Source organism: Actinomadura miaoliensis (assembly GCF_039536785.1).
GTDB classification, from domain to species: Bacteria; Actinomycetota; Actinomycetes; order Streptosporangiales; family Streptosporangiaceae; genus Spirillospora; species Spirillospora miaoliensis.
Genome location: NZ_BAAAZG010000047.1, coordinates 79524 through 92195, shown reverse-complemented (window position 1 = coordinate 92195; position 12672 = coordinate 79524). Strand labels below are relative to the sequence as shown.

Sequence of the window (12672 nt, the reverse complement as noted above, 5' to 3'; positions counted from 1 at the left end):
GACCTCGGGCGTCGCGGGGGGAGCGTTCATGGGGCCGCCGTTCTCGCCGTCACGCGGGGCGGTTCAGGCGGGACCGGCCTTGTAGCCGACGCCGCGCACCGTGACGACGATCTCCGGCCGCTCCGGGTCCTTCTCGATCTTGGCGCGCAGCCGCTGGACGTGCACGTTGACCAGGCGGGTGTCGGCCGCGTGCCGGTAGCCCCACACCTGTTCCAGCAGCACCTCGCGGGTGAAGACCTGGCGCGGCTTGCGGGCCAGCGCGACCAGCAGGTCGAACTCCAGGGGGGTGAGCGGGATGGCGCGGTCGCCGCGTTTGACCGAGTGCCCCGCCACGTCGATGGTGATGTCGCCGATCTGCAGCGTCTCGGGGGCGGGCTCGTCGGTGCGGCGCAGCCGGGCGCGCACCCGCGCGACCAGCTCCTTGGGCTTGAACGGCTTGACGATGTAGTCGTCGGCGCCGGACTCCAGGCCGAGCACCACGTCGACGGTGTCGCTCTTGGCCGTCAGCATGACGATCGGGACGCCGGACTCGGCGCGGATCTGACGGCACACGTCGATGCCGTCGGCGCCGGGCAGCATCAGGTCGAGCAGCACGAGGTCGGGCCGGGTCTCCCGGAACGCCTCAAGCGCCTTGTCGCCGTCGTGGACGAAGGATGGCTCGAACCCCTCGCCCCTCAGCACGATGCCGAGCATCTCGGCGAGAGCGAGGTCGTCGTCGACGACCAGTACACGTCCTCTCATGGCCCTCATCGCTACAAAGTCGGGGTTTGGTGGGATACGGCAAGCGCGTCGCGCACGTCATCGACGCCCCCGTCGTGCCCCGGACGATGGCCCGGCCCCACCTCGCCAGGGAGAGAAATGCCTTGGCAGGCAAGGTTACCTGCGTTTGCCTCCGCCATGACTCCTCCCAACCGGCGATGAGGTGGCGTGCGCCTGGCCGCGTCCAAAGGAACGGATTCTAGACACCGCTTCGCCGACCAACCCGTGGCCCGGCCTAAACCGGCCGATCGAATCCATCGTGGGCGGACCGTCAAGAGGAGGCAATCGCGGGACCTCGGCCGTGACAGGATGGCCGGACGGGCCGTCATGGGGGCAGGCCTCACGAAACGGGCACAGGACACGGGGCACGGGGAGCTGGAGATGCCGGGACCGAACGGCTGGGACGCTTCGGGCGACCGAGACGGCGCGCCCGTGTCCCCCGCTGCCCCCACGCCCCCGCCCAACGCCGCGTTCGCGCCTGACCCCACGTCGCCGCCCTCGTCTGACCCCATGTCCCCACCCTCGTCTGACGCCGCGTTTCCGTCCCCGGCCGACCCCGCGTCCGCGCCCTCGTCTGACGCCGCCTTCCCGCCCCCGGCCGATTCCGCGTTCCCGCCTAAGGCACCGTCCGCGCCTGCGCTGGACGCCACGTCGCCAGGGGCGCCTATGTCCGAGCCCGCCTCTGCGCGGGTTTCCTTGGCGGACGCGGACCTTCTCGGGGGCGACATTCCGTTCCGGCCGCTGTCGATTTCGGAGATGCTGGACGCGGCCATCGCGAGCATTCGGCGTCACCCAAGGGCGACTTTGGGCCTGTCCATAGCCGTCTCAACCGTCATCCAGGTGCTGGGGTCGCTTCTGGCGTACTACTTCATCGGCCCCGAGGCCCGTGAGGAATTCACGCCGGGTCTCCTGGTCCGCTCGATCGGCACCCAGTTCATCCTGGGAGCGATCGGGCTGGTGCTGTCGGCGTACGGGATCCTGCTGGTGGCTGGGCTGCTCGCGCCGCTGATCGGACGCGGGCTGCTGGGGCTGCCGACCTCGCCGCGCCAGGCGTGGCGGGACGCGCGGCCCCGGATGGGGCGGCTCGCGGCCGTCTCCGCGCTGATCATGACGGGTTCGCTGACCGCGCTGGTGCTGCCGAACGCGCCGCTGCTCATGCTGATCGCCGCCGAGGGGCCCGTCGAGGCGATCATCATCGCCGGCGTGTTCGGCGTCCCCCTCGGGCTGGCGGCGATGGTCTGGGTGTACGTGCTGCTCGTGCCGGCCGTGCCCGCGGTCGTGATGGAGCGCGAGAGCGTCGCCGGCGCGCTGCGCCGGGCCCGCACGCTGTCGCGCGGTCGCTGGTGGCGCACCTGCGGCACGCTGCTGCTCGCCCTGCTGATCACTGTGTTCATGGGGCTGTTCGCGCTGCGCGCGCCGTTCCTGCTCGTGCAGCTGGCGGTCTTCGGCGACGCCGAGGGCACCGGGGCGTCGGTCGGCGCGCTGGCCGTCGACACGCTGGGACGCATCGTGAGCTGGTCGGTGGTGCTGCCGTTCGACGCCGGTGTCATCGCCTTGCTGTACGTTGACCGGCGGATGCGCCGGGAGGGCTTCGACCTGGACCTGCGGACCCGCACGCGACCCGCGTCCGCCCCGGGCGGCGGCGCGCCGGCGGGCAACGGGACAGCGGACGCGCCCGACGGCCGAGGGACGACGGACGACGGCTTCTTCGAACTGTGGCGGCCCGACCCGCTCGCCGTCCGACCGCAGCCGCAGCAGCCGCCGCACCAGCCGCCGGTACCGCACCAGCCGCCCGTGCCGCAGCAGCCAGTACCGCAGCAGCCGCCCGTGCCGCAGTCGCCGCAGACCTGGACATCGACATGATCACTGCCGTGCTCACCGCCCTGATCGCCGATCCGATCGGCCGGGACGAGGCCCGCGACCTGGCCCGCCGCGAGCTGGACAAACCGATCTACCACCGCGACCAGCCGTCCTGGCTGGAGCGGCTGCTGGACCGGATCGGCGACTGGCTGCGCGAGCTGACCGACCGGTCGGCGCAGCCGAACGCGCACGGCAGCGGCGGCTGGATCTCCTGGATCGTGATCGCGATCATCGTGGCGGTGGTGATCGGCCTGGTCGCGTGGCTGATGTGGGGCCGCCGCAACACCCGGGGCACGCGCCGCGCCCTGCTGGACGACGCGCCGTCCACGCCGCGCGACCACCGCCAGAACGCCGAGGAGCACGCCGCGGCCGGACGCTGGGCCGAGGCGATCCGCGAGCGGCTGCGGGCCATCGCCCGCGACTTGGAGGAACGGGCGGTGCTCGGACCGCGCCCGGGCCGCACCGCCGACGAGCTGGCGGCCGAGGCGGGCCGGGCGCTGCCGGACGTGGCGGCGGACCTACGGGCGGGCGTGCGGATCTTCGACGACGTCTGGTACGGCGGACGCCCCGGCACCCCCGAGGGCTACGCGCGACTGCGCGACCTGGACGAACGGGTGCAGGCCACCAGGCCGCGCCCGATGGACGACGACGGCGCGGCCACCGAGCGGCCCAATGAGTCCGGAATTCCGGACCTGGCCGGAGTCGCCCCGAGTCCCGGCGGCGAAGGCGGCCTAGGCGGCGGGAGCGGCGCGTCCCACGGTGGTGATGGCCGGTGACGTCGACGCTCACCCCCGGCCCCCCGGACACCACCGGCGCGCCGTCCGCGCCGTCCGCTGCGGAAGGCGGCGAGCCGACCGCCGGGCAGGTCGCCAGGCGGCGGTGGCGGGCCTCGCGCGGCGTGCTCGCGGCCGTGCTGGGCCTCGTCGTGATCGCGGTGATCCTGGCGGCGCTGCGTCCCGAGACCTCGCGGCAGAACCTCGACCCGCAGTCGGCGAGCCCGGGCGGCACGCGCGCGCTCGCCGAGATCCTGCGGCAGCGGGGCACGCCCGTGGCGGTCTCGCGCAGCGCCGGCGACGCCGCCGAACGGGCCACCTCCACGTCTGTCACCGTCATCACCCGTTCGGAACGGCTCACGCAGTCCGACATCGACCGGCTGCGGCGCGCCCCCGGCGACCTGCTGCTCGTGGCGCCGTCCCGGAGGGTCCTCACCGGGCTGGCCCCCGGGGTGCAGGTCGCCAGCAGCAGTTTCGAGGACACCGACGTCCCCGGCTGCACGCTCCAGGCGGCCACGCTGGCGGGGAGCGTGACCTTCGGCCAGTCCGACACCTACGAGGTGCCGCCCGGCACCACGGCGTGCTACCACGCCGAGGCCTTCCCCCGGCTCGTGCAGCTGAGGCTCGACGGCGCCCGTACGGTGACGGTGCTGGGGTCGCCCCGTCCGCTCACCAACGAGTACCTGGGCGACGAGGGCAACGCGGCGCTGGCGATGAACCTGGCGGGGGCGCGTTCCTCGGTCGTGTGGCTCATCCCGGACCTTCCGGATCCGGGCAGCGCCAGCGGCGACCAGACACTGGGCGACCTGGTGCCGTTCGGGGTGAAGCTGTTCTTCCTGCAGCTGGTGCTCGCCGTGGCGGTCGTCGCCATGTGGCGGGCACGCAGGCTGGGGCCGGTCGTGGCCGAAGCGCTGCCGGTGGTGGTGCGTTCGGCCGAGACCGTCGAGGGCCGCGCCCGCCTCTACCGCGCGCACCACGCCCGTGACCGGGCCGCCGACGCCCTGCGGGCGGGGGCGCGCGACCGCCTCGTCCCCCTGCTGGGCCTGCCGCGCAGTGCCGCGCAGGACCCGAACGCCGCCCAGGAGATCGTCACCGCGGTCGCCCAGAGGGTGCGCGCGGCCGGGGCGGGAGCACCCCCCGGCGCCGCCCAGACCGGAACGTTCAGCACCGGCCCGGACGGCCGCCTGCTCTACGACGAGGCGACGATCGGCGCGGCCCTGTACGGTCCTGAACCTGCGGACGACGCCGGACTCGTGTGGCTGTCCGACGTTCTCGACGACCTGGAAAGGCAGGTACGGCAATCGTGAACCACCCCGTCCCGCTCGCCAAGGACGGCGCCCCAGGCGTCGACACCGAGCAGGCCCAGCAGGTCCGGCAGGCTCTGACCGCGCTGCGCGGCGAGGTGGCCAAGACGGTCGTCGGCCAGGACTCGGTGGTCACCGGCCTGGTCATCGCGCTGCTGTGCCGGGGCCACGTGCTGCTGGAGGGCGTGCCAGGCACCGCCAAGACGCTGCTGGTCAAGACCCTCTCGCACGCCCTGGACCTGGACTTCAAGCGCGTCCAGTTCACCCCGGACCTGATGCCCGGCGACGTGACCGGCTCGCTGATCTACGACAACCGAACCGCGGAGTTCGAGTTCCGCGAGGGCCCGGTGTTCACCAACCTGCTGCTCGCCGACGAGATCAACCGCACGCCGCCCAAGACGCAGGCGTCGTTGCTGGAGGCGATGGAGGAGCGGCAGGTGTCGGTGGAGGGCGCGGCGCGCGCGCTGCCCGACCCGTTCGTGGTGTGCGCCACGCAGAACCCGATCGAGTACGAGGGCACCTACCCGCTGCCGGAGGCCCAGCTCGACCGGTTCCTGCTGAAGCTGACCGTGCCGGTGCCGTCCCGCGAGGAGGAGATCGCGATGCTGGAGCGGCACGCGTCCGGGTTCGACCCCCGCGACCTGTCGCGCGTGCGGGCCGTCGCCGGGGCGTCCGACCTGGCCGCGGGACGCGCCGCCGTGGGCGCGGTGCGCCTGGACCCGAAGGTCGCCGCGTACGTCGTCGACCTGTGCCGCGCCACCCGCCAGTCGCCGTCCCTGCAGCTGGGCGTGTCCCCCCGCGGCGCGACCGCGCTGCTGGCCACCTCGCGCGCCTGGGCGTGGCTGTCGGGCCGCGACTACGTCACGCCCGACGACGTGAAGGCGCTGGCCCGTCCCACGCTGCGCCACCGCGTCCAGCTCCGTCCCGAGGCCGAGCTTGAGGGCGCCACCGCCGACGGCGTGCTGGACGGCATCCTCGCCCACGTCCCGGCCCCCCGCTGAGGAGGCATGCGATGAACGAGCCGCGGGGACGCGGCGCCGTGAGCGCGTCCCGCAGGCCGGCGGGGAGCACGGCATGGCACTGACCGGACGGCTTGGGCTGCTGGCGCTGCTCGGCGCGGTCGTGCCGATCGTCCTGCCGAGCTGGTGGACGCTGGCGGCCCTGTGGGGGGTGCTGCTGGCCGCGGTGGCGGTCGACCTGACGCTCGCCGGCAACGTGCGGGCGCTGCGCCTGCACCGCGAGGGCGACACCAGCGTCCGCCTCGGCGAGACTGCGCGGGTGTCGCTGATCGTGGAGAACACCGGGCGCCGCCGCGTGAAGGGCAGGCTGCGCGACGTGTGGCCGCCGAGCGCCGCCGCCGGACCCCGCGTGGTGAAGCTGGACGTGCCCGCCGGTGAACGCCGCCGCGTCGAGACCACGCTCGTCCCGACCCGGCGCGGCGACCGGCAGGCGGTGACGGTGACGATCCGCTCGTCCGGCCCGCTCGGGCTCGCCGCCCGGCAGCTGTCGCGCCGCGCCCCGTGGACGGTGCGGGTGCTGCCCGCCTTCCCGTCCCGCCGTCACCTGCCCGGCAAGCTGGCCAAGCTGCGCGAGCTGACCGGCCAGCACGTGGCGCTGATCCGCGGGCAGGGCACCGAGTTCGACTCGCTGCGCGAGTACGTGGACGGCGACGACGTGCGCTCCATCGACTGGCGGGCCACCGCGCGCCGCCGCGACGTGGTCGTGCGCACCTGGCGGCCCGAACGCGACCGCCGCATCTACCTGGTGCTCGACACCGGGCGCACCTCCGCCGGACGCGTCGGCGACATCCCGCGCCTGGACTGCTCGATGGACGCCGCGCTGCTGCTGGGCGCGCTGGCCTCCCGCGCGGGCGACCGCGTCGACCTGCTCGCCTACGACCGGCGCGTGCGGGCCCGTGTGGAGGGCGCGTCCCGTACGGACCTGCTCCCGGCGATGGTGCGCGCCATGGCGCCGCTGGAGCCCGAGCTCATCGAGTCCGACGCGGCCGGAATGGTGTCCACCCTGATGTCGCGGGTGCGGCAGCGCTGCCTGGTGGTGCTGCTCACCGAGCTGAACTCCGCCGCGATCGAGGAGGGCCTGCTGCCGCTGCTGCCGCAGCTCACCGCCCGCCACCTGGTCATGATCGCCGCCGTGGCCGACCCGCGCGTCGGCGAGATGGCCGCCGCCCGCGGCGACCTGGCCGCCGTCTACGACGCCGCGGCCGCCGAACGCGCCCGCGCCGAACGCCGCCGCCTGACCGCCGAACTGCGCGGCTACGGCGTCGAGGTCGTCGACGCCCCACCCGCCGACATCGCCCCCGCCCTGGCCGACGCCTACCTAGCCCTCAAAGCCGCCGGCCGCCTCTGAATCCAAAACGGCGATATTGCGGAATCGCCAGGGATAGGCTCGGAGTTGTGATCGACCGCATACAGACCGACGTTGCCGCCGGTCTGTATGCGATGCACCCGAGGAAGATGTCGCTTTCGGCACGGGATGGGCGGCGGCGAAATGGCGCACGGCCTACCGATCTACATGGACAACGATGAAAGCCCGTGGCCAGGTGTCGCGCCGACAGCCCAGTGGAAGCGGTCAGGCGGCGACCTTCACCGCGAGCCGTGTCGCATGACTTCGCACCATACGCGCATATCGGGGAGGAATGATTGATCTCCTTCGCGGAACAGAACCTGTCGCTCCCCCCCAATGGCATCACCGCCGCGGACTATGACCGAATGCCGGTAGAGGTATGCCGACGCATTGAGGTGGTGGACGGGCGGCCCATCGTGTCTCCCTCCGACACGCCCCGGCACAATGGCATCGCACATGGACTCGGCATGGCTCTGGAGAGGTCGCTTCCTCCTCCTTGGGACGTCACCGGCGGCGTGGACCTCCGCCTTTCAGAGGTTCCGCTGACCAACCGCAGACCGGACGTCATGGTGTACCGGGGAGATCGTCGGAAGATCCCCGTTCTCCCCGCGGATGTGTTGCTGATCGTCGAGGTCATGGGCATGGTGAGCATGACGACCGACAAGTTCGACAAGCCCGCGGAGTACGCGCACGCGAAAATCCCCCATTTCTGGCGTGTCGAGCAACACGAGGACGACCTGATCCTTTTTACGTACCGTCTCGACCGCCCCACACGCAGATACCTGCTGACCGGCGTCCATCCCGGTGCCATCAGGATCGCGGAACCGTTCCCGGCAGAAATCGATCTCGCGGCATTGGCAACAACCGGGTGATCAGCCGGAGGTGGGGGCGGTGTCGGGGGTGAGGTCGGCGTCGCCGGTGTCGCCCTGGCGGGTGGCGCGGCGGCCCAGGACGATGACGTAGGCCAGGAAGGCGGCCTCGGCGACGACGCCGATGCCGACGCGCAGCCAGGTGATGTGCACCCAGCCCGTCACGAAGCCCTCGATGAGCCCGGACACCAGCAGCACCCCGACCAGGCCGATGGCGACCGCCACGCACGCCCGGCCCTCCTCGGCCAGGGCCTGGCCGCGCCGCCGCGGCCCCGGATCGATGATCGTCCAGCCGAGCTTGAGGCCGGCGCCGCACGCCAGGTAGACGGCGGTCAGCTCCAGCAGGCCGTGCGGCAGGATCAGGCCGAAGAAGATGTCGCCCTTGCCGTAGGCGAACATCAGCCCGCCCGTGACGCCGAGATTCAGCTGGTTGAGCAGCAGCACGTACAGGGTGGGGATGCCCAGCAGGATCCCGAAGATCAGCGCGACCGCCGAGACCCAGGCGTTGTTGATCCACACCTGGAAGGCGAACGAGGCCGCCGAGTGCTCGACGTAGTAGTTGGCGAAGTCGTGTTCGACCAGCTCGCGGATCTGGTACGGGGTCGCGATCGACGCCTGCACCTCGGGGTTGCGCGCGACCCACACGCCGAGCACCAGGGCCAGCAGGTTGCCCAGCAGGGCGTTGCCGAGCCACCACCACTTGAGCCGGTAGGCGACGGCGGGGAACGAGCGGGTGGCGAAGTTCCCGACGTCGCGCCACAGCGGCGCCTGCGCCCCGCCCACGGCCGCCCGGCCCCGCGCCACCAGCGACGACAACCGCCCGACCAGCATCGGATCGGGCGCGCTGGAGCGCACCACGGACAGGTGGGTGGCGGTGCGCTGGTACAGCTCGACCAGTTCGTCCACCTCCGCCCCGGTCAGCTTGCGGCTCTTGTTGATGAGCTGCTCCAGACGGCGCCACTCGGCGTTATGGGCGGCCACGTAGGCATCGACGTCCACCCGGCGAGACTAACGCCTGCCCGGCCACCCGTGCGGAACGGGCAGAATGGGGATCCCTGCCCCCACCCTGGAGGACCGGACATGGCCGAACTCGTCACCGGTGAGGCCGTCGCGCTCGACATCCGGGTGGCACGGCTGGCCAGCCGGGGCTGCGCCTTCCTGCTGGACGTGTTCTTCCAGGTGACGATCCTCAACTTCGGCCTGTCGCTGGTGGGCATGACCTCGCTGGTCGCCGACGAGGCGTGGACCGCCGGGCTGAGCATCGCGACGATGGCCGCGGTCGTGGTGGGCTATCCGTGCCTGTGCGAGACGCTCACCCGCGGCCGCACGCTCGGAAAGCTGGCGCTGGGCCTGCGCGTGGTGGCCGACGACGGCGGGCCGGTGCGGTTCCGGCAGGCGCTGGTGCGGGGGCTGGCGGGGGCGGTGGAGCTCTGGTCGCTGACGGGCGCCCCCGCGCTGCTGACCTCGCTGGGCAACCGGCGCGGCAAGCGTCTGGGGGACCTGTTCGCCGGGACGATCGTCATCCAGGAGCGGGTGCCGCACGGGCCGATGTTCGGACCGGTCGCGGTGATGCCGCCGCAGCTCGCCGGGTGGGCGCAGCGGCTGGAGCTGTCGCTGCTGTCCGACGGGCTGGCGCTGGCGGCCCGCCAGTACCTGGCCCGGTTCTGGGAGCTGCTGCCGGAGGTGCGCGACGCGCTCGGCGAGCGGATCACCGAGCAGGTGTTCGCCGTGGTGAGCCCGCCCCCTCCGGCGGGGGTTCGGCCTGAGATCGTCCTGTCGGCGGTACTGGCCGAACGCCGCCGCCGCGACGAGTGGCGCCTCGCCCAGCGCCGCGCCCGCCGCATGCGCATGACCGTCCCCGCCTCGGCGTGGCCCGGCGAGCCGGCGATGGCGATGGCCGGGCCGCCTCCGGCCGCGGCCGTCCCGCAGGGGCCGCCTCAGCCGCCTGCGTTCAGCGCGCCGGGGCCTGGGCAGCCTCAGTTCCTTCCTCCGTCCGACTACGGCTCTGGGCCCTATCAGGACGTGCTGCACCGGCAGGACGCCCCGTACGGCCCCGCCTACGGCGCCTCACAGGGCCCCGCCATGGTCGGTGCCCCTCAAGCGGTCCCGGCAGGCGTGCCGCAGGCGCCTCCGGGCGTTCCTCAAGTCCCTCCGGCGGGCGTCCCGCAAATGCCTGCGGGAGGCTCCCCTCAGAGTCCTTTCGCGGGCGTCCCGCAGATGCCTCCGGCAGGGGCCTCGCTGATGCCTCCGGCGGGCGCGCCTCAAGCCCCTCCGCCTGGCGTCCCGCAGGCGCCGTCGAGTGACGTTCCCCAGGTGCCTCCGGCAGGTGGCCCGCACACCCCGCCTGCGGGTGCTTCGTAGGCGGCTCCAGTGGGCCGCCCACAGGCGGCCCCCCCTGGCGCTTCGCGTATCTCCTGGGTAGCTCGCAGGTCTCCCCTGGTGCCTCGTAGGCACCTGTGGGCGGCGGGCGGGGCGGCTGTGTGGGGGCTCGTGGTTGTTGGGGTGGTGTGCCGCCGTGGGGGGCGGTGCGGGCCGGGTGGGGGGCCGGCCCGCACCGGGGGTGTCACGCGCCGCAGTACTGGGTCTGCTTGCCGATGGCGCGGTACGGGCAGTCGGCGTACTCGGTGAGCGTCAGCAGGGCCTCGCGGTTGCGTTGCGTCAGCGTCTCGATGTTGGCCGGGGACGGGTAGAAGCTGCCGCCCGCCAACTCGAAGGTGAACGAGAAGATGCGCTGGTCGCCCCACGTCCAGTCGTCCGTGGTGCCGTCGGTGATGTACAGGTCGCTGGACTGCTGCGGGGTGTAGCCGTTGGACGCGGCCAGCTGGCGGCCGATGGTGCGGTGGGTGGCCTCCTCGTCAGCCGACATGGCGCCCGCCACCGTGTCGGAGTAGGTGTAGCCGAACGGCCACAGCACCAGCCCGCCGTAGGAGTGGATGTCCAGGAAGACCTTGATCTGCTGAACGCCGCCCACCCGGCGGCTGCGGACGAAGTCGGCGATCACCTTGGTCTCGGGGGCCGACTCGGCCGCGGTGCCGCGGTAGGTCTCGCTGGAGCCGGTGGGGGACGAGCCGCCGCAGCAGCCCCACCGGTAGGCGAAGTTGCGGTTCAGGTCGGTGCCGGTCGAGGTCGGGTTGGGCTGGCGGTTCTTGCGCCAGCCGCGGCCGGAGGAGGTGTCGCTGGTCATGTCGTAGACCTGGCCGTCCGGGTTGGTGATCGGGATGATCCAGATCTCCCGGGAGTTCACCAGGTTGGTGATGCGGCTGGTGGAGCCGTACTCCCTGGTCAGAACGCCGATGAGGTACAGCGCCTGCTCGTTGGTCAGCCGCTCGCGCGCGTGGATGTTGGCGATGTAGAGCACCTCGGGCTCGTTCTCGTCCGTGGCCACGTTGTCGCTGATCTTCACGCCGACGATGTCGCGGCCCTGGTAGGAGCGTCCGGCCACGAACTTGCGGGCGATCTGCGGGTAGGCGGCCACCACCGAGTCGATCTCCGCCAGCGTCTCGGCGTAGGTGTGGTAGGAGGTGGCGGCGGCGGTCGGGCCCGGCTCGGGCGTGGTCAGCGCGGTGACCCGCAGGCCGAGCCGCCGGACGGCGGCGATCTCGGCTGGGAGGGCGCTGACCTCCAGCGCGCCGTCCGGCCGCACGGTGTCGATGGCCGCGCCGGTACGGGCGACCTGGGTGCGCTGCTCGGCCGTGCGCGCCCCGGTGACCACGTACCGGTCGGACGCGGCGCCGCCGGGTGCGGGGGCGGACGCGCCGGCGGCGGTCGGCAGGGCGACGAGGACGAGGACCAGCGCGGCCAGCACCGCGCCGAGCACGCGCGGCCGCGGGGACCTTCGGGGGATGACCATGGGGGGCACTCCTGACCGTTCGTCGACGGCACGCGCCGGGACCCGGGCGGGGGCGGGGTTCGCCCGGCGCGGCAGGGGGTTCGGGGGTTGTCGGGACGGTCACGAGCGCTCGCGATGCCGACACGATGACCGTCGGCACCGGTTTTGACAATGGCGGCGCGCACCTGCGGCGGCCCGGCCCCGCAACGGCGTTCGCGCAGGTCGCGGCAGACGTCGCGGGGCGGCTTTCAGTCGCGTTCGATGCGGGAGGTGAAATTTCAGTCGGGCCGACTGAAATGCGATCTCACAGGCCGAGGTCGCCGAGGTTGGGCGGGGACTCCAGGTCGGTCAGCTCGACGCCGGGCGCCGCGACGACCACGTCGCCGGCGATGTGGATCTCGTCGATCTCACCCGTGGCCAGGTCGGCGACCTCGTACCGCGCGACGGGCAGCGGCTCGGTGTCGGTCTCGTAGGCGGTGACCTCGGCGAGCCGCCAGCGTTGCGCCACCGTCAGCGCCGACAGGGCGGGGCCGGCGAGCCGGACGAGGCCCACGTCGGCCTGCTCCCCCTCGGCGAGGCGCAGGGACCGTGCGACCGTCACCAGGAAGCTCGGCGACTCCCCCAGGAATCCGTGGGCGCGGGCGTCGTGTTCGGCCGCCTCGTCGCCGGTCTCCGCCTGCCTGGCCCCGCGCACCCAGGCCAGCTGGTAGCCGGTGACGCCGCCGCGGACCCACCAGTCGGGGGCCAGCACCTCGACCCGGATCTGCCGCCACCGCGCGTCCACGACCACGTCTATACGGCGGCCGTCGGAGCGTTCGCCCACGTACCGCCAGCCGCCCGGCCCCGGGGCGCACTGGAAGCGCTCCTCGACCTCTTCCTCGACGTGCAGGTACGTTCCGCGCGGCACGTCCAGA

11 protein-coding genes are annotated in these 12672 nt (G+C 73.0%); 7 read left to right on the top strand and 4 right to left on the bottom strand.

Going from position 1 to position 12672, the window contains the following annotated elements; all coding sequences use genetic code 11:
• Positions 1-63: 63 nt before the first annotated feature.
• The gene (gene mtrA / locus ABD811_RS29760) at positions 64-741 is read right to left on the bottom strand and encodes an MtrAB system response regulator MtrA (RefSeq protein WP_344954396.1); all 678 of its coding nucleotides are present in this window, start codon (positions 739-741) and stop codon (positions 64-66) included.
• A gap of 858 nt (positions 742-1599) precedes the next feature.
• Here mtrA and ABD811_RS29755 point away from each other — a divergent pair.
• The 6 genes from ABD811_RS29755 to ABD811_RS29730 all read left to right on the top strand — a co-directional run bounded on the left by ABD811_RS29755 (position 1600) and on the right by ABD811_RS29730 (position 7932).
• A complete protein-coding gene (locus tag ABD811_RS29755; protein WP_344954394.1) occupies positions 1600-2622 on the top strand; it encodes a hypothetical protein in 1023 nt (340 codons plus the stop codon).
• Positions 2619-3395 carry a DUF4129 domain-containing protein gene (locus ABD811_RS29750; protein WP_344954392.1) on the top strand — a complete coding sequence of 259 codons (777 nt, stop codon included), beginning with the start codon at positions 2619-2621 and terminating at the stop codon, positions 3393-3395. Before ABD811_RS29755 ends, ABD811_RS29750 begins: the two co-directional genes overlap by 4 nt.
• Positions 3392-4699 carry a DUF4350 domain-containing protein gene (locus ABD811_RS29745; protein WP_344954390.1) on the top strand — a complete coding sequence of 436 codons (1308 nt, stop codon included), beginning with the start codon at positions 3392-3394 and terminating at the stop codon, positions 4697-4699. The genes ABD811_RS29750 and ABD811_RS29745 overlap by 4 nt, the downstream gene beginning before the upstream one ends.
• Positions 4696-5697, top strand: coding sequence for an AAA family ATPase (locus ABD811_RS29740; RefSeq protein ID WP_344954388.1), 1002 nt, complete (start codon positions 4696-4698; stop codon positions 5695-5697). The genes ABD811_RS29745 and ABD811_RS29740 overlap by 4 nt, the downstream gene beginning before the upstream one ends.
• Positions 5698-5770: 73 nt before the next feature.
• Complete coding sequence (locus ABD811_RS29735; RefSeq protein ID WP_344954386.1) at positions 5771-7063, top strand: DUF58 domain-containing protein; 1293 nt, start codon at positions 5771-5773, stop codon at positions 7061-7063.
• A gap of 293 nt (positions 7064-7356) precedes the next feature.
• Positions 7357-7932: a Uma2 family endonuclease gene (locus tag ABD811_RS29730; RefSeq protein WP_344954384.1), complete on the top strand. Its 576-nt coding sequence runs from the start codon at positions 7357-7359 to the stop codon at positions 7930-7932.
• On the opposite strand, the gene ABD811_RS29725 is transcribed toward ABD811_RS29730, so the two are convergent.
• Positions 7933-8928 carry a stage II sporulation protein M gene (locus tag ABD811_RS29725; RefSeq protein ID WP_344954382.1) on the bottom strand — a complete coding sequence of 332 codons (996 nt, stop codon included), beginning with the start codon at positions 8926-8928 and terminating at the stop codon, positions 7933-7935.
• 81 nt (positions 8929-9009) lie between these two features.
• Between ABD811_RS29725 and ABD811_RS29720 the strand changes: the two genes are divergently transcribed.
• Complete coding sequence (locus ABD811_RS29720; protein WP_344954380.1) at positions 9010-10290, top strand: RDD family protein; 1281 nt, start codon at positions 9010-9012, stop codon at positions 10288-10290.
• Between the two features lie 202 nt (positions 10291-10492).
• Here the strand turns inward: ABD811_RS29720 and ABD811_RS29715 are convergent, their stop codons facing one another.
• Together ABD811_RS29715 and ABD811_RS29710 are read right to left on the bottom strand one after the other, a co-directional pair.
• On the bottom strand, positions 10493-11779 hold the full coding sequence (locus ABD811_RS29715) for a M14 family metallopeptidase (protein WP_344954378.1): 1287 nt from the start codon (positions 11777-11779) through the stop codon (positions 10493-10495).
• 283 nt (positions 11780-12062) lie between these two features.
• Entirely contained in the window at positions 12063-12665 is a 603-nt protein-coding gene (locus tag ABD811_RS29710; protein WP_344954376.1) for a hypothetical protein, read from the bottom strand.
• Between the last annotated feature and the right edge of the window lie 7 nt (positions 12666-12672).